Origin of the sequence: Methanosarcina sp. (genome assembly GCF_035390745.1) — an archaeon.
Taxonomy (GTDB): Archaea; Halobacteriota; Methanosarcinia; order Methanosarcinales; family Methanosarcinaceae; genus Methanosarcina.
This window is the reverse complement of sequence record NZ_DAOOUJ010000055.1, coordinates 1-20,332: the sequence shown is the minus strand read 5'-3', so window position 1 is coordinate 20,332 and position 20,332 is coordinate 1. Positions and strand designations below refer to the sequence as shown.

Annotated in this window: 17 protein-coding genes; 14 read left to right on the top strand and 3 right to left on the bottom strand. The window is 42.3% G+C overall.

Annotated features, from left to right (window positions below; translation table 11 throughout):
- Window positions 1-325, bottom strand: a 325-nt coding sequence (locus PLL47_RS11690) for an ACT domain-containing protein (RefSeq protein WP_324446382.1), incomplete at its 3' end; no start/stop codon positions are given.
- Between the two features lie 220 nt (window positions 326-545).
- On the opposite strand from PLL47_RS11690, the gene PLL47_RS11685 reads away from it, so the two are divergent.
- The 8 genes from PLL47_RS11685 to PLL47_RS11650 all read left to right on the top strand — a co-directional run bounded on the left by PLL47_RS11685 (window position 546) and on the right by PLL47_RS11650 (window position 10,393).
- Window positions 546-1,922: an alanine/glycine:cation symporter family protein gene (locus PLL47_RS11685; RefSeq protein ID WP_324446381.1), complete on the top strand. Its 1,377-nt coding sequence runs from the start codon at window positions 546-548 to the stop codon at window positions 1,920-1,922.
- Between the two features lie 193 nt (window positions 1,923-2,115).
- On the top strand, window positions 2,116-3,354 hold the full coding sequence (locus PLL47_RS11680) for a COG1361 S-layer family protein (protein WP_324446380.1): 1,239 nt from the start codon (window positions 2,116-2,118) through the stop codon (window positions 3,352-3,354).
- Window positions 3,355-3,404: 50 nt separating this feature from the next.
- Window positions 3,405-4,610, top strand: a complete 1,206-nt coding sequence (locus tag PLL47_RS11675) for an ABC transporter permease (protein WP_324446379.1) — start codon at window positions 3,405-3,407, stop codon at window positions 4,608-4,610.
- Window positions 4,611-4,622: 12 nt separating this feature from the next.
- Window positions 4,623-5,432 (top strand): ABC transporter ATP-binding protein, encoded by an 810-nt coding sequence (locus PLL47_RS11670; RefSeq protein WP_324446378.1) that lies wholly within the window; start codon window positions 4,623-4,625, stop codon window positions 5,430-5,432.
- A gap of 712 nt (window positions 5,433-6,144) precedes the next feature.
- Complete coding sequence (locus PLL47_RS11665) at window positions 6,145-6,618, top strand: rRNA maturation protein (RefSeq protein ID WP_324446377.1); 474 nt, start codon at window positions 6,145-6,147, stop codon at window positions 6,616-6,618.
- 267 nt (window positions 6,619-6,885) lie between these two features.
- Window positions 6,886-8,577 (top strand): hypothetical protein, encoded by a 1,692-nt coding sequence (locus PLL47_RS11660; protein WP_324446376.1) that lies wholly within the window; start codon window positions 6,886-6,888, stop codon window positions 8,575-8,577.
- 128 nt (window positions 8,578-8,705) lie between these two features.
- Window positions 8,706-9,425, top strand: a complete 720-nt coding sequence (locus PLL47_RS11655; RefSeq protein ID WP_324446375.1) for an alpha/beta hydrolase — start codon at window positions 8,706-8,708, stop codon at window positions 9,423-9,425.
- Between the two features lie 149 nt (window positions 9,426-9,574).
- The gene (locus tag PLL47_RS11650; RefSeq protein ID WP_324446374.1) at window positions 9,575-10,393 is read left to right on the top strand and encodes a nitroreductase family protein; all 819 of its coding nucleotides are present in this window, start codon (window positions 9,575-9,577) and stop codon (window positions 10,391-10,393) included.
- A gap of 95 nt (window positions 10,394-10,488) precedes the next feature.
- On the opposite strand, the gene PLL47_RS11645 is transcribed toward PLL47_RS11650, so the two are convergent.
- Window positions 10,489-11,118 (bottom strand): DJ-1/PfpI family protein, encoded by a 630-nt coding sequence (locus PLL47_RS11645; RefSeq protein WP_324446373.1) that lies wholly within the window; start codon window positions 11,116-11,118, stop codon window positions 10,489-10,491.
- A gap of 387 nt (window positions 11,119-11,505) precedes the next feature.
- Here PLL47_RS11645 and PLL47_RS11640 point away from each other — a divergent pair, with 387 nt between their 5' ends.
- The 4 genes from PLL47_RS11640 to PLL47_RS11625 all read left to right on the top strand — a co-directional run bounded on the left by PLL47_RS11640 (window position 11,506) and on the right by PLL47_RS11625 (window position 14,216).
- Window positions 11,506-11,715, top strand: coding sequence for a hypothetical protein (locus PLL47_RS11640; protein WP_324446372.1), 210 nt, complete (start codon window positions 11,506-11,508; stop codon window positions 11,713-11,715).
- 99 nt (window positions 11,716-11,814) lie between these two features.
- Entirely contained in the window at window positions 11,815-12,393 is a 579-nt protein-coding gene (locus PLL47_RS11635) for a TetR/AcrR family transcriptional regulator (RefSeq protein WP_324446371.1), read from the top strand.
- A 135-nt stretch (window positions 12,394-12,528) separates the two neighbouring features.
- Complete coding sequence (locus tag PLL47_RS11630; protein ID WP_324446370.1) at window positions 12,529-13,335, top strand: DUF1638 domain-containing protein; 807 nt, start codon at window positions 12,529-12,531, stop codon at window positions 13,333-13,335.
- A gap of 11 nt (window positions 13,336-13,346) precedes the next feature.
- Window positions 13,347-14,216, top strand: a complete 870-nt coding sequence (locus PLL47_RS11625) for a DUF1638 domain-containing protein (RefSeq protein ID WP_324446369.1) — start codon at window positions 13,347-13,349, stop codon at window positions 14,214-14,216.
- A gap of 732 nt (window positions 14,217-14,948) precedes the next feature.
- Here PLL47_RS11625 and PLL47_RS11620 read toward each other — a convergent pair.
- A complete protein-coding gene (locus tag PLL47_RS11620; protein ID WP_324446368.1) occupies window positions 14,949-15,467 on the bottom strand; it encodes an NUDIX hydrolase in 519 nt (172 codons plus the stop codon).
- Between the two features lie 679 nt (window positions 15,468-16,146).
- Here PLL47_RS11620 and PLL47_RS11615 point away from each other — a divergent pair.
- Together PLL47_RS11615 and PLL47_RS11610 are read left to right on the top strand one after the other, a co-directional pair.
- A complete protein-coding gene (locus PLL47_RS11615; RefSeq protein WP_324446367.1) occupies window positions 16,147-19,551 on the top strand; it encodes a NosD domain-containing protein in 3,405 nt (1,134 codons plus the stop codon).
- 436 nt (window positions 19,552-19,987) lie between these two features.
- Entirely contained in the window at window positions 19,988-20,233 is a 246-nt protein-coding gene (locus tag PLL47_RS11610; RefSeq protein WP_324446366.1) for a DUF2769 domain-containing protein, read from the top strand.
- The last annotated feature ends 99 nt before the right edge of the window (window positions 20,234-20,332 follow it).

The following is a 20,332-nucleotide window of genomic DNA, read 5'->3' as shown; positions in this document are numbered from 1 at the left end:
AATCGGTATCGTATGTTGAAATCGCGAATATGCTGATGCCATTCCCGGCAAGAATCCTGCTGATTCCCGCAAGTATTCCTGTAAGCCCGAAATCAAGAGGCCCTTCAATTTTCAGGCAGATCCAACCTTTCTCAGCCTTTATGTCAGCAGGAATATTTTCAGGGATACTGCTTTCCCGGCAGACAATGGAAAGTTCTTCCTGGGTTCTCGTAGCCGAAAAGAAATTGCTTTCATAAATCCATGCAGGCATTTCCGAGTTTTTTTCCAGCCTTAAGATGCAGAACCTGCCTTCCAGGATGCTTAAAGTTAGTTTGTTTTGCTTCATACAGGATTCTTTTCTTTTGTATTGATTTTCCACATAAGGTTTCGTATTTTGTCCTGATTTCCGTTCTGTCTGACAGTCCTCAGGTTCAGGAACTATTTTTCTACTCCCGAAGGCGCCAGCATTAACGTTTAAGACCAGGCTCCAACAAATAATCAATTAAAATCTACTCCTTATCTTTGATCATTCCTTTTAAGTTTTATTTCTAACTGGAGCTGGCTCGATGGAACTGATGGATATGGACCTGCTTGCTACTCTTACGAGAATTGATGAATTGGTCTGGGGGCTTCCTCTTCTGGTTTTGCTTATAGGGACAGGAGTTTTCCTCACATGGCGCCTTGGACTTATTCAGGTTTTCAGGCTGCCCCTTGCACTCAGGTACGTTCTTATCTCGCGGAAAGCTGAAATAGGAGTTCAGGGAGATGTCTCCAGTTTTGCCGCGCTCAGCACCGCCCTTTCGGCAACCATAGGGACAGGAAACATAGTGGGGGTTGCAACTGCAATAAAAACTGGAGGTCCAGGTGCACTCTTCTGGATGTTTTTTGCTGCTTTTTTCGGGATGGCGACCATGTATTCCGAGTCTCTGCTGGCAGTCAAATACAGGACAGTTGACGCAAACGGGCAGATGTCAGGGGGTCCAATGTATTATATCAAAAATGGGCTTGGGCATAAAAAGTACAGCAGGATTCTTGCACCTCTTTTTGCTTTCTTCGGCGTAAACGTAGCTCTTTTTGGAATAGGCACTTTCCCGCAGGTCAATGCTATTGTTGACTCTGCCAGAATTGCTTTTAACGTTCCTGAAGTCCTGAGTGCAGCTGTCATAAGTTTGCTTGTGGCTTTTGTAACACTTGGCGGGATCAGAAGAATAGCAGCTGTTGCTCAGCTTCTGGTACCTTTTATGGCGGTAGGTTATGTTTTGGGCTGCATTGTGACTATTGCGTTGAACCTTGATAAGCTCCCGGAAACCTTTATCCTGATAATAAGTTCAGCTTTTTCAGGGACTGCAGCAAAAGGAGGTTTTCTTGGGGCAGGTGTAATGCTTGCAGTCAGGATGGGAGTTTCAAGAGGAATCTTTTCAAATGAGTCCGGCCTCGGGAGCGCACCAATAGCAGCCGCAGCAGCAAAGGTAAGGGAACCGGCAAAGCAGGGCCTTATTTCCATGACAGGGACTTTTTTTGACACCATTGTTGTCTGCCTTATGACAGGGACTGTGCTCATCATGACAGATTCATGGACAGAGGATCTCGCAGGAGCATACATGACAAGTTATGCTTTTTCGACCTCGTTTGCGGAAATCGGAAGCTATATTGTAACAGCAGGGCTCATATTCTTTGCCTTTACAACCATCCTGGGATGGAATTATTACGGAGAACGCTGCACGGAATTCCTCTTCGGGGTAAAAGGGATCCTTCCCTACAAAATAATCTATGTTTTTATCGTTGCCTCAGGCTCTTTCTTCACTCTTGATGTTATCTGGGTTCTCGCAGATATTGTAAACGGATTGATGGCAATCCCAAACCTGATAGCCCTGCTTGCACTGAGGAAAGTTGTCACATCAGAGACGAGGCAGTATTTTGACGGACTTGAGTTCAGGAAATAAGAGCCAGTAAAATGAATTTCTGTGCATACTGAAATGAGGGATCTATCCGGAAAAAATACAACCTGATACAGGTTGCAAACAAAGTGTAACGGTTATAAGTCAGGCCCAGAGATTGTTATCTATAAAATTATACCAGACCATACAGGGATTGTTACCCATGAAGTTTACCTTTTCAGGAACAAATTCGGGGATTATGAAGACGGGAAATACAAAATTATTTTTTGTAGCCCTGGTACTGCTGATATTTACCTTCCTGGCAGCCCCGGCATCTGCGGTTGTCGTTTCAGGAGATACACATCTTCAAGTTGAAGTTGCAGAAATTACCCCGAATCCGGCAAGGCCCGGAGAAGACCTGCTTATAAAAGTCAATATTGAAAACACCGGTGACGAGGCGGCAGAGAACGTGATAATAGGGATTGAGGAACTCGACCCTTTTATCTTTAAGTACAGCACCTCAGACGTGTACGGCTCAGGGACAAATACCGAACGCAATTTTAAAATTGAAAATATAAGACAGCGTTCGAAGGTCGAACTAAACTTCCATTTCAGGGTCAGATCCGAGGCAAAATCTGGAGTCTACCAGCTTGAATTCACTATCAAAGACGACGGAGGAACGAGCTTTTCAAGGAGGATTCCTATCCGTGTGGAGGGAAACCCTGATCTTGTGCTCACAGGCACCGAAATCTTTCCCGTAAATGCGGAGAATTACTCTTCAGGAGCCCTGATTCCTGGAGGGGAATTCTACCTCCGGACTGCGGTTAAGAATGCAGGAAATGGAAATGCAAAAAATGTCCGAGTTATACTCGACCTGAACAGTTCTTCGCCCATGATCCCTCTGCAGGACAATGTCTTTTTCATTGAAAACCTGAGTGCCGGAAGTTCCGAAAACCTGTCGTTCAAGCTTCTTTTAGGGAGCAATGCAGGCGTCCAGCCTTACAGGATCCCTCTCCGCATAACTGCCTCAAATGAAGCTGAAACTCTCCAGATCAACAAATCCCAGGAGATAGGGGTTAATGTGCTGAACCGGGCGAAAATCAATATTGCAAGCCTTAAATTCGACCCCGAAATGCCTGAGAAAGGACAGCAGGTTTCCATGATCCTCAGGCTTGAAAATGTGGGGGAAGGAGAAGCCCGTTTTGTTAAAGCCAGGCTCGAAGGGCTTAAAGGAAGCGGCAGCACAGACGCTTTTCTCGGAAGGCTCGAAAAGGACGATGATGCCCCTGCAGTCTTTACCTTTATTCCAGAAAAATCAGGAGAACAGAATGTTACACTGCTTGTTGAGTACGAGGACGATTTTGGAGACCACCGGCTCAGTGAGGATCTGACGTTCAATGTAATCAGAACGGGTGACACTGTTATTCCACTTGTACTGGCGGCAGTTCTTGTCGTCGCAGCTGCATTCTTCTACCTGAAAAAGAAAGGTAAGATCTGATTGAGAAGCGAAAAGAGGAAGTTTCAATAGACAATCAAGGAAGCCCTATCATGCTTGAAAAGGCTAAAGTCTCCTTTTTTCTCGCCAGCCGTTCAATTACGCGAGGCAATAAGGGGATTACAATCTTTACTGTCTTCGTCCTGACCCTTATATTTGTTCAGCTGGTACTTTTCTCAAGTATACTGGCAGGAGTCACGCTCAAGTTTAACGAGCTCATGGTAAACTATCAAACAGGAAATGTCGTGGTTGAACCGAAGGAAGAAGAACGTTACATCGAAGACGCATCAGCCCTTCAGAAAAAGATAGAAAGCCTTCCAGAGGTCGTGGGGACTTCTGCCCGCCTTAAGACCACAGGAAACTTCCAGTATAAAGAAAAGGAAATTGGAGGGACTGTTTACGGGATTGATCCTGCAGAAGAAACTTTTGTGACCGGACTTGAGGGTGCCGTAATAAGCGGGGAATTCCTGAGCAGACCTGACAGGGGTGAGATTATTCTGGGCAGAGAAGTTTCCGGAGGTTTTGATGCCCTGATGGAGTCGAGGTCTCTTGGAGGCGTTGATGTCGGAGACACTGTTGAACTCACAATCAGCGGCAAAACCCGTGAGTTCAGGGTAAAAGGGATCTATACCACTCTCTTTTTCATGGCTGATGCCGGAGCATATATTAGCCGCGCAGATATGGAAGATATGCTGGATATAGAAGGTAGAGATCTTGCTCAGGAAATAGCTGTCAAGACTACTGCAGGCACGGACGAGTACGAGACCCGCACATCCCTTCTCTCTCTCGGGATAAAGGAAAATATCCGCACATGGCATGAATTTGCAGGTATCCTCCGCCTGATCGAAAATACCCTTGGCCTTGTAAGGAATATTATGAACGCTATAGGGCTTTTGATCGCTTTTGTGATCATCTTCGTGGTAATTTACGTTAATATTGTAAATAAAAAGAGGCAGATAGGGGTCCAGAAAGCAATAGGAATAGAGCAGAATGTGATAGTTGCCTCTTTTGTACTTCAGGCTATGCTCTATGCAGGCACGGGGATAATATTTGGCTACGCGTTTATGCGTTTCGGGCTAGTCCCATATACTGTTTCTCACCCTATCCAGGTTCCTCTGGGCGCTATGAGTCTCAGGCTTGATGATGCCGAAGCCGTAAACCGTGCGGTCCTTCTTTTCCTTGCTTCCATAGTGGGCTCTGTAATTCCTGCCTATAAACTGGCTCAGAAGGATCTTCTTGACCTTATCTGGGGCAAGTGAGGAGGTGAAATAATGGAAAATGAAGTGAAAAATGAAGTGAAAAATGAAATCCGAAGTGATCTCAACAAAGTGATGAATAATACTGAGCCAGATAAAACTGAGCCTGGGATTGAAAATAAAAACAATAAAAACAACGCTGAAAAAGCCGGCGATATAATTATTGAAGGAATTGATATAATCCGCACCTTTAAAATGGGGGAGGTGCTGGTCAGAGCTCTTAGAGGCGTAAATGTAAAAATACGGCGCGGAGAGTTTGTTGCGATTATGGGGCCCAGCGGCTCCGGAAAAACCACTCTCTTAAACCAGCTGGGACTTCTTGATACTCCCAACTCCGGAAAAATCATTATAGATGAAACAGACACTTCCCGCATGTCTGACAAAAAAAAGGGTGAATTCCGCCTTCATAACCTGGGTTATGTTTTTCAGGACTATGCCCTTCTGCCGGAACTTGATGCTTCGGAAAACGTCTATATCTCTCTCATGATGCAGGGCAAATCAAAAGAAGAGTATGAATCTGCTGCCGCCGAAGTTCTTAAAGCAGTAGGGCTTGGCGACCGCCTCCACCAGCTTCCCTCCAAAATGAGCGGGGGTCAGCAGCAAAGGGTTTCAATTGCCCGTGCCCTTGCCCATAACCCAAGAGTCCTTTTTGCAGACGAGCCCTGCGCCAATCTGGATTCTCAAACCTCTAAGGAAGTGCTGGATCTTTTCAAGAAATTTAATAATGAATCGGGCCAGACAATTGTAATGGTCACACATGAGGAATGGCATGCAGCATATGCCGACAGGGTGATAAGGTTGAGGGATGGGGTCGTTGTAGAGTAATATTGTAGGGCTGTAAAAAGAAACGACCGGAAGGCTGCGAAGTTTCTATCCTGAATTTCAGCGTTGCGTCAATTCTCAGGAATTTCAGGATTGTGAATAGCTGTAACTGATTATATGTGACATTTTATTGCGGACGCGACGCCAGATAGTACATTATATTTATTCGACACTACACATTCTTTTGATAAGGGTTATAGCTGTTTTTCTTCCACCATGATCCCGAAGTATAAGTTTTTAAGTTATGAGGAGAAGTGCAGATAAGTATATAACTCTGTACAATAATATATACAGTTTGATATCATATATTACAGGATATCTGGAAAAAAACGAAGAATTTAAAAATAATAATGTGTGACATAAAACTTGCCTGTAAGAATTTGCCATTGTGGAGCATCCGGTTGAAGATACCCTCAGTGACTAAAAAATTATGATTTAAAGTAATGCAAGGGGGCGAAATAACGGAAAAGACGCCATCAACATGTGGAGAATGTGAAACATATAACAGATCCTACGGATTTTGCCAGAAAATAATGGAATATGTCTCTCCATACGAAACTGATTTTAGATGCCGGAAAAAAAGTAACAGGATTTCTATTAAATCGTGATTTCCTTTATACTTTCCTTTTTATCCTTCCTGTAGCATAGCTTTTGATCCAGATGATCTTCTGGTGGAGCGAAAGTGAAAAATACTCCTGACCTCATCAGGGGGAGTATGCTAGTTACTTCTTCTCGCAAGCCTTCTGCAAAGACCCGGGCGCTTTGCAAGCTTTTTTCACGCTTTATTGCAAGCAGGTGCATTCCCCGCGGCAAAATGGGCATGCAGGAACTTCTGGAGTTTGCAGAGGGCAGCCCTCTCATAGTCGTGGGGGAATACCACGGAAATCCAGGAGAACTCCTTTTTTACGACAACGCAGGAAAGCTTCTTTTTTCCATCAGGTTTTCGGACTGGTATTCTGAAGAAATAGATTCTTACTGGTTTCCGGATGTTCTTCCTGTGCTCACAGGTCAGGGAGAGATTGCGGACTCACTTGAGTCTTTTTTCCATTTCAACAGGATCGAAAGTGGCAATGTCAGTCAGCTTCCTTCAAATTCCCTGTTAATGGCGGCAGGAGAAAAAGAGATCGATTTCATGGGCGGGGGGAAGTCCCTTTTTAAGTTCAATATTAAAGGTTTCAAAAAATACTGAGCGAAAGTTCTGTAAAATTCTCCTGACTCAGTATCCTTTTTTTCAAGAGTATAGCCCGTTTTACTGAAGTGGTGGCATTATCCCTCTGTATCTCTGTTCAAAAGTACCGTTCTTCAGTATAACTAGTCGATAACTCTCGTCACGATAAATATCATATGATAACTATCTTATTATACATTTGAGTATATAATTTTCTACTGAATATAACTTGCGAGTGAGGGGTAATCTATAAAGAGTAAGTACATTTTAGTGGGAACTTTATTTTTGTTGATTACAATAGCAAGCTGCCATGCCGCGTCGGAGGAAACATCCTCTGAAAACAACTCATGGGAACTGGTCTTTTCAGGGCAAAAGATAGATGACTTCAACCCGGGATCCGGAGGTCTCGTAAGCCCTGACAACACCAGGGTGGCATACTGGAACCAGAGCGACAAAGGTTTTTCGTTAATTATTGCAGGCCCAGAGGGTAAAACAGAGGGAAAAGCCTATGACTATGCCTCCTCCAGAGATGTTGTTTTCAGTCCAAACAGTACCCGGATAGCTTATTGTGCCAGAACCGGTGACAGAATGGTTGCTGTCATTGACGGTTTGGAGGGAAAGCAGTACGATGAGATATTTTCTATTGTCTTTAGCCCGGATAGCAATAGACTGGCATATCTGGCCAAATCTGGAAATAAAACAGCAGTAGTTGTAGACGGAGACGAAAAACTATATGATGATGCTTCTGGCCTTACATTTAGTCCTGACAGTAAACATCTGGCATACACTATCACCAGAGGCGGCAAATCATTTATTACTCTGGACGGAAAGGAACTTGCGCCTGCAGGTGCCGGACTGGTCTTCAGCCCTGACAGCAACAGATGGGCATACAGCAGCATAAATGACTACATCGGAGATCCAACCTATATAATTTTGAATAACAAAACTCTGGATCTTGATACTGATAACGCAATCTATGGTTTGTGCTTCAGCCCTGACAGCCAGAGATTTGCCTTTGACATACGCATTGGACCCTCTGCATACGGTTCTCACAGGGTAGTTGTCGATGAAGTATATGGTAAAGAGTACAAATTCCCCGGGGTTGGCAAAGTCGTTTTCAGCCCGGACAGCCAGCATGTGGCTTACTGGGCAAAAAGTGAGAGCGAAGGTTATTTTGTGGTTCTTGACGGGGTTGAAGGTAAGAACTACAGTGAAGTGAGAAACCCTATATTCAGCCCGGATTCGAACCATATGGCCTATGCTGCCCTGAGTAATGACGGATGGCGTGTAGTGCTGGATGGAAACGAGAGCAGTAATTACACAGATGTATGGGGTCTCACCTTCAGCCCTGACAGCAAACAACTTGCATACGCAGCCAGAGCCTCCAGAAACGGTAAAGATATGCAATTTGTCGTGGCTGATGGAAAGGAAGGAAAGCAGTATCTTCATGACTGGTATGGTCAGGGAATACTTTACGGCCCGGTATTCAGTCCAGACGGCAAGGTGGTCTATATGGCAAATGATGGGGGAAGGGCGGAATTCCTCGTGGTTGACGAGACTCGAAAAATGGGTCCCTGGGTTAGACTGCCTGGAACATCCATTACCTTTGACTCCTCTGATTCATTCCATTATCTGGGCCGGAATGAGAACGGTTCCTATATTGTGACTGTTAACATAACGGAAAAACCCGAGGAAGCACCCTGTGCCTGGACCGGTATCTGGGATACTGACAGTGGATTCATGGACCTGGAGCAGACGGGCAATAGTGTTACAGGGGTATACACGGGCGATGTGCCTCATCATACTATCCAGGCTATCGTCTCTGACAAAAAGCTTGTGGGTAACTGGTCTTACTCTCCGGGAAGTGACGGCGGAACCTTTGAGTTTACAATGGCCGGGGATTGTAATTCCTTCAGCGGCAACTGGAGATATGGTTCCGAAGGAGACTGGGCCGGAAGCTGGAACGGTACACGCGTTTAAATTTTGAAGTGGTGGGTTTCTGCCCACCTCTTTTCCTGTTCGACGGTTGGATGATTATCACCACATTTTGGAACTGAGTAGAATGAATGCGAATAAAATTTATTCTTTGCTCATAGATAAGTGAGATAATGGAGAAAAGACATTTTTATATCACAAATAATAAAATTCGTATTCCTGCCGTCCTGTGGGGAAAGCAGAGTGAAAAGCTGTTGATTGAAGTTCATGGCAACCTTTCCAATAAAGAGGACACCGTAATTTCCATGATGGCACAAAAAGCCGTTGAAAAAGGTTACCAGGCGTTAAGTTTTGACCTGCCCATGCACGGTGAGCGTGTGGATGATGAATATGCCTGTATTCCAGAAAATTGCGTAAGTGATCTGGCTGCAGTTTATGAATATGCAAAGTCACTTGCACCTGACATTCATCTGTTTGCGTGCAGCATGGGAGCCTATTTCAGCCTTCTTGTCTATCACGATTTTAACATAAAGCAAAGTTTGTTTCTCTCGCCCATAGTCAACATGGAACGCATCATAAATAACATGATGGAAAGTTTCCAGGTAAGTGAAGAAAGGCTAAAAGCAGAGCATGAAATCCGGTTGCCGATTGGACAGACACTGGAATGGAACTATTATTGCTATGTGAAAGAAAATCCTGTTTGTTTTGAATGGAAAGTACCTGCTGCCATTTTGTACGGTTCTGACGATAATCTGTCTGAATGGGAAGAGATTTCAGCATTTGCATCAAGGTATCAAGCAGCAGTTACAGTTCTAGAACATGGGGAGCATTACTTCCATACGGAAGAGCAATTGAAGGTATTTGATAGATGGGCAGATGAAAATCTGCTGTAAAACTTGATAGATACTGCAACAGGAAAGTATCTGGCATTTTATTCTTTGCTCATACGTCTATATAATTTGAAGCTTCACAGGCAGAGAAAAAAAGAAAAGTAATAAATGCTGGCTGGCTAATATATCCACCTTTAACAGGATTTGATACGATGGCTCATATTATTGTTGATCAGGCTCTCTGCACAAAGTGCGGAATTTGTGCAAAAATATGCTCCGCAGGTATTATCGGTTCGGCTGATGAAACCAGTCTTCCGCAGGTGCAGGAAGAAAATGTTTCTCGCTGCTTCTACTGCGGGCACTGTGAAGCTTTCTGCCCGTCTCAGGCTCTCATTCTGAACCTCCTTCCTGAAGAAAAAGTCCCCCTGCCTGCCGATGCAGGTACTATCTCTCCCGAGGATATAGGGTTTTATCTCAAGAAGCGCAGATCAATTCGGCATTTCACCGGGGAGCCTGTGCCAAAGGAGAAAATTCTTGAGGTTCTTGATATCGCCCGCTATGCCGCATCGGGAGGCAATGGTCAGCCGGTAGAGTGGCTTGTTGTCCACAACCCGGAAAAAGTCAGAAAGATTGCCGGACTCACTATGGAATGGATGAAAACCCTGCTGAACACCCCGCATCCCATGAGCGGCTATGTACCCATACTCATTTCTGCATGGGAGCAGGGACACGATGTAATCTGCCGCGGTGCTCCACATCTGCTTTTCGCCCATATACCTGAAAATAACCCTATTGCATCTACTGATGCCATTATCGCCCTCACCCATTTCGACATCGCTGCGCCTGCATTCGGAATCGGCACCTGCTGGGCAGGCTTTGTTGCGGCTGCTGCCATGTTCTATGAACCTCTCCAGAAGGAACTGGGCTTTCCCGAAGGAAGGAAATGTGCCTACGCAATGATGTTTGGCAACCCGAAGTACAGGATATATGGAATCCCACGCAGGAAGCCACTTGAAGTTACGTGGCAGTAAGTTTTTGAAAGGTTTTGAAAGCTCTTGTAAGACTTTGAGAGGCTTCGAGAGGCTTGAAAGGCTTTGAGAGGCATTGAAAGGCTTTGAGGGACTTTTTAATCCCTTTTCCTCACATACTCAGGAGCCTGCGGAATTTTGTGCATCATGCCATATGACCTGCCGGACGGGTAGTATTCGGCACCGAGCTGAATTTTGCCCGCCGTTTTTTCGTCTGTCATGTATTCAACAAATGCAAGTGCCATATCAATGCCAGCAGAAATGCCTGCCGAGGTCCAGATATTTCCGTCCCTTACAATCCGTTCCTCCACTACTTCCACATCGCCCAGTTCTCGCAATTTTGGGAGTGAAGCCCAGTGCGTGGTGGTTCTTTTGTTTGTGAGCAGGCCGGCGCGGTGGAGGATGAATGTGCCGGTGCAGACGGAAAGCACAGCTTTGCAGTTCTCAGCCTGCGCGGCAACGAATTGAATCAGAGACTGGTTATCTACCTCTCTCTGTGCGCCTTCGCCGCCCGGTATCAGGAGAAAATCAAGTGGAGGGCAATCCGTAAAGGTGGCGTGAGGATTTATCGACATCCCTTTACTGCAGATCACGGGTCCGGGATTTTCGGCAATCATCAGGCATTTCTCAGGTCCCTGAGCAAATTTGCTCCATAGTGATATTATCTCCCAGGGACCAACAAGATCCAGTTCTTCGAGCCCCGGGAAAACCAGAAATCCGAAATTCATGTTACAAAGTTTGTGGGTGTTTTGTAAATATTTTTTGCTAGCAGAATCTATTTTTGTTAGCAGAATCCGTGCAATTCCAGGCTTTTTTTGTTTACTCCAGTCGAATGCCCTGCTAGCCTGCTGCGGAGATGGAAAACTTCCCCGGGTAACCGTTAATGATAATATGACGTATCAATCCCATTTTCAGGCTGCATTTTCTGCTCAAACTAAATTGTTTAGGGTTATTGTCTACTATAACTAAATTTTGAGCGGTGGCTCGACTCTGATTATTCCACATTTTAACCATTATCTATTTATATTGAAAATATCTACCTATATGTAGGTAGATTTATTGTGTGGAATTAATCAAGGTATGAAAATTTTGCATAAATTCGGAGGAGCAATAAATTGAGCAGTATCAACCTGTCATCATGTATCAAAGAAAAAGCCCGGGAAATAGGTTATGATTTATGTGGAATAACATCAGTGAATTTGATTGAGGAATACTCATCACGTCTTGATGAAAGGATTAGAAATTTCCCTGAGTCTCCTGTGGAAAATCCCGATCAGAATATTCGCAATACGGCGTTGTGGGCCTGCCAGCAAGTTGGCATATAATCATATTAAGTGCAAGATATTTTCATTAAACCGATCCAGTAACTAAGTTTTAAATGAATGAATATTATTCCGGTACTTCTCAGAAACAGGTACATTTATATGACAAACATAAGCCAGACCAATCAGCAAATACGCCATTATGCAAGACACTTTTTGCAATGCCATGGTTATAATGGATTCAGTTATAAGGACATTTCCCAGAAACTGGGGATAAAAAACTCTTCAATACATCATTACTATCCTAAAAAAGAAGATCTGGTTGCTGCCCTGCTTGAAGAGAGCAGAAAGAACTTAGAAGAGAAGATTGCCCAAATTGTGGCATCTGGAGGGTCTGCTCGTGAGCAGCTTCAATACTATTTCGATTATGCATTGAAGGAGTTTGATGAAGGTAAAAGTATCTGCCCTCCTGGTTCAGTGATCCTTGATTTTGAAGAACTTCCAGAGGAAGTTAAAAAGCAAAATCTGTTGCTTCTGCATTATATACTGGACTGGATCACCAAAGTTCTCAGAACCGGTCTGGAAAAAGGGGAATTCAATTTTTCAGATTCGGTCGAAGAACGCGCGGAACTGGTAGTCGAAACATTGATGGGTGCCAGGCTGTTATCCAGCATCCAGGGTCGAAAAACACTTGTCAGATCTATTTCCTTAATCAAATCTGATCTTGGATGGAAGGATTGATTTTTTTCAATCCAGTATCTATTTACATGTAGGTAGACAGGTTCAGATTAAGGCAAACAGGTTCCAATTATCAAATCAATTTTTTGCTCTAAAGAATTAAAACTATTGGATACATAAATCTGGAGGAAATTCGTGATGCCTGTTATGAGTATTATTTCATGTAAGATAATGCAGGATGAAATTGTCTGGCTTTTGACCAGAGATTCTGAAATTAATAAAATCATAATCGTAGAAAACGAAAACATTTCTGAATTTACAGAAAAGCTTGATGAACAGAATACTTCTTATGAGATTACACCTTTTGAAAAGATACCACACGTTCTTGAAAAATATGATGAAAATAAATTAACTGTAATAGTTACCCTCTTAAAACTTGGGCTCCACGACGTGCCGAAAATATTGAAATCTGAAGTTTATCAAAGTATCAGGAAAATGATACCATTCTCCAATGGGATACTCATTTTTTATGGTCTTTGTGGCAACGTTCTGGGTAATGTGGAAGAAGATTTTTGCCTGGAAAAAGATGGTTGCATAGTGCGGATACTAAGGGATGATGTCAGGATCGTGGACGACTGCATCGGAGCAACTGTTGGGGGAGGCGCAAACTACCTCAAATTGCTCAAAACACATAGTAAAGAGCCAGCTTTCTTTTTCACACCCATGTATGCTCACTCATGGAGAGAAATTCTAAACATGGATAAATTGCATTCTGACCCTGAAAAAGCGCTGAAGATGGCAAAGAAAGTCAATGACCTGGCAGGATACTCAAGAGTTGCAAAGATCAACACTGGTTTGACATATGTAAAGGATATCGATGAAAAGATCGAAGAATACGCAAAATTATTTGGATACAGTACATTTGAGATCAGCGGAACCCAGGAGATATTTGAAAAATGCTATCTTTCCATTAAGGAAGAAATTGCGAACACCGTTTTTGATTAAAGGGTCTTTCAATGCCTGTATTAAGTATAATTGCCTGTGAAATGCTTGAAGATGAATTAGTATATGTTCTCTCTAAAGACCCTGAAATTAAAAGGCTGTTTGTAGTGGAGAACAGAAACAGTTTCCGATTCGTCAAAAAACTCAGGTCTGAAAATCTTAAGCCTTTTATGTTTTCGTCTGACAGGTTGTATCCTGTTGTATCGGAAATCAATAGAGAGTCACCCGGCAGTTTCATGAGGAAGTTCTCAAATATCCCCTTCTGTAAGAAAATATATGATTTTATACTCAACAAAAAGAAGAAGCAAGAATTGACTGTTGTTGTGAATCTTCTTCGAAAAGATTTACATTCTGATGTTGATCTTTTGCAATCCGAAGTGTATCTGAATGCCAGAGAAATGTCAAAAATCTCGAATGGCATTCTTCTATTCTATGGAAAATGCGGCTTCAGCTCTGAAAAAGTACAGGCAGAATTGCAGCAGCTTGGCTGTCCTGTTTATTTTCTGAGGGATGATGGAAGAAACATTGTTGATGACTGTATAAGCGTAGCACTTGGAGGAAACGAGATTTACACAAAAATGATGTTGTCGGGAAATGGCAAAGGAGCTATATATGCAACACCAATGGTGCTTTCCGACCTGAATGAAACTAATTACAAGTCATCTGAATCTTATAAAAAGATCAGCAAATATCTAACTTCTCCCATGTACAGTCTTCTTTTTAAGATTAATAATCAAGAATATAAAGATGTTAATTTTCATAGAAATGCTTCTGAATTTGCGAAAATATTTAACATGAAGATTATCAATGTTAATGGAACAATGAAGATAGCAATTAACTCTTACATGGAAGCTAAGGCCTATATTTGCAAAAGCATAGACTAATCCTTTAAAAACTATAATAAATTTGATAACATTTCTTTGTAAACGGATTAAGTCCGTCTTTTACAGATTTGATGTCAGCCGAAAACATTTGAAAACTTTACAGTTTTTTTTGAAGCAAAAATTTATACGAAAAAGATGATGTATTTAAACACATCAAGCTACACAAAAAAGATTTTCTTATCTTTTGAAAGAGTTTGATAATCCTTCAAAAAGATTTTAATCTCAAAAAAGGCTGGTCTGAGGTCTAGTTTAGCTAAATAAAAGAAATTTTGCCCTATTCGAGATTATTTGTTAATTTTATTAAGTTTATGAAGTTCATCAAGTCGTTGAGGGTGAAAGAATGACAAAAAAACAATTCGCAATCGCTTGTACCTTCTTACTCATAATAGCCCATATGTTCAGGCGATGGAAACAAATGCAAAAATCTCTTATCTGGAGGGGATTTTTAAGTGAATCCATGTGGGTAGAGGGTTATAAAGATCTATCAAATTTCAAGAAACTGATTTTCTGGGTGAATTATCCTTTCTCTTATGCTATATTTTCATATGACATTGTGTGGGACCGTATTTACAGATTATGTTTTATATGTTCTAGAATAAAATCCACTAAATAAGATTGAGTTCCTGAGGATTTGAACTTCTCAAAGTATAACGTATTCAGGGATTTAAATCCCCTCAGTTTTTGCAGCGGCAGGACTGATCAAAACCGAGATGGATGCCGCTGTTTCTATATTTAAAATAGTGTAGTTTGCCTGTATCTTTTTTCCCTGTCCGGGTGCTCTTCCTTCCGGAAGTAATTTAAAATATTCATGAGCCTGTCAATAAAACCTATCTGTCCTTTTCGTATTTTTTTCCTGGCAAGTTCAATATCAAACCAGCCTGCTCTGTCGACCTCGGGGAATTCCTGCACTTTTCCGGAGTTTTTTGGCCACTCAAGCGTAAAAGTATTACTTACAACATTTGTTACATCCAGGTCTTTTTCAAGAGCCCATACGTGCACTATCTTCTTGCCGGATTGAGTTAATTCCCCCAGATCGATAAACTCGCCTTCAACCTCAAAACCTGTTTCTTCTTTAAACTCTCTTTTTGCCGTATCCAGAGGTTTTTCATCCCTTTCGGGCAGCCCTTTGGGTATCGACCACACTCCATAGTCTTTTTTTGCCCAAAATGGCCCGCCAGGATGAACCAGCATTAATTCAAGCTTTTCGTTCCTGAACCTGAACAAAAGAATGCCATTGCTGTAAGTGCTCACTTTTCTTCTCCTTCTCCGTAATGCTTCGATCTTCTGGTTGCATAATAAATTGATAGGTGTTACCTTATATATGAAGCAGAATTATCTCAGGTAGTGAAAAAAAATCAAACTCTCAGAATGAAAGCCGTGGGAACTGTTCTTTAAGGGTAAGAGTTCTTGATCAGGAGTAAGGGTTCTTGAGATCGATCACTCAGGAACTCATAGCGTGAAAATTAAAATTACGAAATGTATGAGATGGGGAACTCTTCTCCTGATCATGGAATGCAGATTATAGTTAAACTGGTTATGGGTAAAGGAATAATTCTCTGGATAGATTGGGATCTATCCGATTACTCAACAACTGGTTTTTTGAAGAATATGTTATTCCTTGTTTTACTTTGTTCTTTACTTCATTTCGCTTCTTTTCTACAACTTCATGTGCTCAGTTCTGATTTTATGGTTCTTCAATATGAATTTTGTACATTAATGTACATTCTAGACCGGGTATGCCTTTCAGTCTCAAGATATTTATACTTGAAATTCACAAATATGCAACAATATATAAAAATTTAGAACATATTTCAGATGGGATAAAATAACAGTCAGCACGTTGCGGATGTAATTCGCATATGAGGAGTCCTGAAAAATGGGTATACTATGTAAAAAAAGTAATTTGCAATTTTTAACAATTGCCATTTTTTTGCTCACGGTCCTGGATGGAACTGCAGCCGCTGGACCTGTGCATTCGACGTGGTACGTAGACGCAGCAGGCAGCGGAAATTACACAACTATTCAGGATGCGGTTAACAACTCAAGTTCCGGGGATAAAATCATTGTCTATCCTGGAATGTATAACGAGAGCGTGGATGTTAATGTGGCAAACCTGAGCATACTCTCATATTCCGGGAATCCCGGGGATACAACTGTAAGGCATATTGGATCAGGATGTAATTTCTTTATAAATGCCAGCGATGTGACTATCAGCGGCTTCAGTATTACCGGGACCAGCTCTACAGGAATTTACATGAGCGGGTTTTCAGGGGCTAACATTAGCAATAATAAATTTTCCGGAATCGGATGCGGAGTTCAGATGGAGAGTTCCAGTTACTGCACTCTGATCAACAACACAGTTAATGATTCTGCTGAACACGGCTTTTATCTTCAGTCTTCCAGTAACTGTGCTCTGGTCAACAATACAGTTTCAAATACAACTTACTATGGCATCTATCTGCTGTCCGCAGGGAACTGCACCCTGATCAGAAATACAGTATCAGATACTGATTCTGATGGTGTCCGACTCGTCAATTCCAATTATTGTACCATGGCTAACAACATAGTCTCGAACAATTCTGAAGCTGGCATCTACCTGTATGATTCCGACAGCTGCAATTTTTCATCCAATAATGTTTCAAATATTTCCCTTAGCGGCATCTATCTGTATGATTCCAGCAGCTGTACTCTGGCCGGAAATACAGTTTCAAACACTGAGGACGGTATCTACCTCTATTATTCCAGCAACTGTAATCTTACAAGCAACAACATCTCAAATATTTATGATGATGGCATTTACATGTATAATTGCAGCATCTGCAATCTTTCCGGCAACTCAGTATCAGAGAGTAATTACGGATTATATATTTCTAGCTCCAGTAACTGTACCCTGACAAGCAATTCAGTCACAAATGCCGATTACGGCCTCACTCTGCGTGATTCTTTTGGAACTGCCCTGAGAAATAACACAGCAAGTTCAGGGAAATTTGGACTCCGCCTCTTAGATATCGAAAACTGCACACTTAAAGACAATGTTATGTCCGGAAACTGGTACAACTTTGAACTCAGTTACGACGATGTTTATCTTAACAACACAACCGGAAACCTGATCGATACCAGCAATCTTGTCAACGGAAAGCCGATTTATTATTTTGAAAGAGAGGCGAATCCCTCAATTGGAAGAGATGCTGGAGTTATCTACTGCATAAACTGTGGAAATGTAGAAATTAAGGACTTTGTGATGCAGAACAACTCATATGCGATTCTTCTGTACAACACAAGTTCAAACATCCAAAATAACTCCATAAATAACACAATGTATGGAGTTGGGGTATTATCTTCCCATGATGTCAGGGTCTCAGGAAGCAGGTTTGAGAACTCTGCAGCTGCAGTTGTGTTCCAGGAAGCTGTTAATGTAACCGTTACCAACAATAATATTCAAAACTTCGTGTACGGAGTTACAGCCATTAATTCCGAGAACTGTACAGTCAAAGGCAATTCTATTAAGAACACAACTGCGATATATGCACTATATGACACTGCAAATCCTGATCTTGTTAAAGGAGAAGAAAAGACTCTCATTCAGGAAAAGGACATCATAAACTCCAAGCTCGTACAGGCGAGATTATCTGGATTTGGAGTCTATTTTATAGATTCCCAGGATCTCAAACTTGAGAACAATATTGTTGACCAGGTGAGCGCAGCTGGAATTTATCTTGAGAGCTGCCAGAAAAGCAGGCTTGTGGGCAACTCAGTACGAAATATCGGATCTATCGGTATTTATACTGAAGATTCCTCCTGTATTGAACTTCTGGACAATGCGGTTCAGAATGTAACAGGTACGTATATGCTTGCTGGAAATTCTCCTCTTGTCAGCACAAGTCGGATGCTGGGATATGGAATCTATTCTGATTATTCACAGGATATCCGTCTTAAAGGCAACACTGTTAAGGACTGCTATCCTGTTTGGGGTATTTACCTCTCAGAACCTGTAAATGCAACCCTTGAAAGCAATACTCTTAAAAATTGCCAGGGTGGACTTATTACCGTTCTGAGTGAGAACTTCAGTATAAGTGACTGTTCAGTAAGCAACTGCAGTTCCGGAGGAATTATTGTTTATAGTTCCCAGGAAGACACAGGAAATAGATATACAGTCTCAGGCTGTACTGTAGATGGAAGTTACCTTGGACTGGTAGGAACAGGAGAAGGCACCTTTACAGGGAATACTTTGTCCAGAAATTCTTACGGACTGGTGCTCTATGATGTAAATAACAGCCTTATCTACAGCAATACACTGGCAGAGAACAGTCTGGCAGGAATTGTCTTTGACATAGATAAGGCAGAAATTTCTTCACGTATCGGGCTGTTAAGGAGCATGGAAAGTCCAGAAAGCGGAAACAACAGAATTTATAACAACTACTTCGACAACGTAAACAACACCCTGTTTTACAGTGATGCAAACAATACATGGAACACCAGCAGAACAGCAGGTAAAAACATAGTCAGCGGCCCTTACTTTGGAGGCAACTACTGGGCAGATCCCAGAGGAACAGGCTTTTCCGAAAACTGTACGGATGCTGATAAGGACGGAATTGCAGATTCTGCCTATGAAATCAAAAACGGAACATATGACTATCTGCCCCTTACGATAATTCCTGCATCGACAACCACGCACAGAAGCTCTGCTAACTATGTTCCTTCAGGTGGAAGTTCTGGAGTAACAGGTATTGACAGCGCACAGAAGAGGGTTGCTGCAGGGTCTCAAACAACCTTCAGCTTCAATAATCCTGTTTCCGGAGTACTCGGGCTCAGTTTCACCTCTCAGCAGTATTCCGGAAATGTCATTGTAAGGATTGAGCTTCTTGGAGACGGAAATTCCGGAGAAAATTCAGGTCTTCAGGGAGAAGTCTATCAGCAGATGAATATCCTTGTAGGAAACGAAAGGTTCGAAAGTGGAAACAATATCAATGGAGCATCCATTAACTTCAGGGTTCCCCGGAGCTGGGTCCAGGAAAACAATATTGATGTCTCCACAATAACAATAAACAGGTTCCACAACGACGAATGGAACGCTCTTCCGACAGAGATGACTTACGAAGACGAAGAATACTACTATTTCACGGCAGAAACACCGGGATTCTCCCGCTACGCAATTACAGGAGACAAGCTCAGCACCGAAATTATTACTCCGGCTGAAGAGGAAGAAAATGAAACGATAACCGGAGAAGAGCAAACAGGTGATAATGAAAAGAACGCACCCGGATTCGAAAATGCCCTTGCGGTTCTGGGAATACTCGCTTCGGTATTCTTTGCCAGAAAAAGAGTTTTAAAATAAGCAATTTGAGAAATTAGGGAAATATATCCTCATTTTTTCCTTATTTTTTCCACATTTTTTTGACTTTATTTTGCTGGTTGCCTTCTCTTCTTTTTCTTCTCCGGAATGACAGTTCTACTTCATCAAGAGCGTGCAAGAATGGTTGATATAGAGAATGAAGAGACAAGGCTTAGAAATATAGTAGTTTAGTCCCCTTGAGCTCAGTTAAATGTCACAACTCATCAATTAGTCTTCATGAGCTCAGCCCGCTTCTACAATCCATAAATTAGTCTTCATGAGCTCAGCCCGCTTCTACAATCCATAAATTAGTCTGCTTGAGCGAAGCGAAACAGACTGCGGGCTCCCGAATCGCAATTCGGGTGGGACAGATATTTTAAAAATGAAAGCTAATATTACAACAAGGACAAAAACAAGATTCTGGAATAGGGGGGACTATATGGAGGAGCCAGCGCATATTCCATCGATTGCAAAGCAGGAAGAGATTGTCACACAGATGTGTATCTGCCCTGAATGTCCTTCGTGGGTTGAATGCGGGGAAAGAGGCGGGTTTTGTTTTGACACAATACCGAAAAGCAGGTGCATAAGCGAAGAAAATGGATGCATATGCCCTGAGTGTCCAGTCGCAAAAAAAGTAGGGTTCAGCGATATGTATTACTGTATAGGGGGATCAGCAGAAAAATAACTGATTCAGGCTCAAAAGCCCGGATCAGCTGGTTTACAATTATCGGCTTAGAATACAAGACCGAGGTCTTCGAGCTTCTTTCTTGCTCCGTCGTAGACC

Bases quoted from the DNA above. Each gene is read 5' to 3' on its own strand.
- PLL47_RS11685 (WP_324446381.1), top strand. From the start codon at position 546: ATGGAACTGATGGATATGGACCTGCTTGCTACTCTTACGAGAATTGAT.
- PLL47_RS11680 (WP_324446380.1), top strand. From the start codon at position 2,116: ATGAAGACGGGAAATACAAAATTATTTTTTGTAGCCCTGGTACTGCTG.
- PLL47_RS11675 (WP_324446379.1), top strand. From the start codon at position 3,405: ATGCTTGAAAAGGCTAAAGTCTCCTTTTTTCTCGCCAGCCGTTCAATT.
- PLL47_RS11670 (WP_324446378.1), top strand. From the start codon at position 4,623: ATGGAAAATGAAGTGAAAAATGAAGTGAAAAATGAAATCCGAAGTGAT.
- PLL47_RS11665 (WP_324446377.1), top strand. From the start codon at position 6,145: ATGCTAGTTACTTCTTCTCGCAAGCCTTCTGCAAAGACCCGGGCGCTT.
- PLL47_RS11655 (WP_324446375.1), top strand. From the start codon at position 8,706: ATGGAGAAAAGACATTTTTATATCACAAATAATAAAATTCGTATTCCT.
- PLL47_RS11650 (WP_324446374.1), top strand. From the start codon at position 9,575: ATGGCTCATATTATTGTTGATCAGGCTCTCTGCACAAAGTGCGGAATT.
- PLL47_RS11645 (WP_324446373.1), bottom strand. From the start codon at position 11,118: ATGAATTTCGGATTTCTGGTTTTCCCGGGGCTCGAAGAACTGGATCTT.
- PLL47_RS11635 (WP_324446371.1), top strand. From the start codon at position 11,815: ATGACAAACATAAGCCAGACCAATCAGCAAATACGCCATTATGCAAGA.
- PLL47_RS11630 (WP_324446370.1), top strand. From the start codon at position 12,529: ATGCCTGTTATGAGTATTATTTCATGTAAGATAATGCAGGATGAAATT.
- PLL47_RS11625 (WP_324446369.1), top strand. From the start codon at position 13,347: ATGCCTGTATTAAGTATAATTGCCTGTGAAATGCTTGAAGATGAATTA.
- PLL47_RS11610 (WP_324446366.1), top strand. From the start codon at position 19,988: ATGGAGGAGCCAGCGCATATTCCATCGATTGCAAAGCAGGAAGAGATT.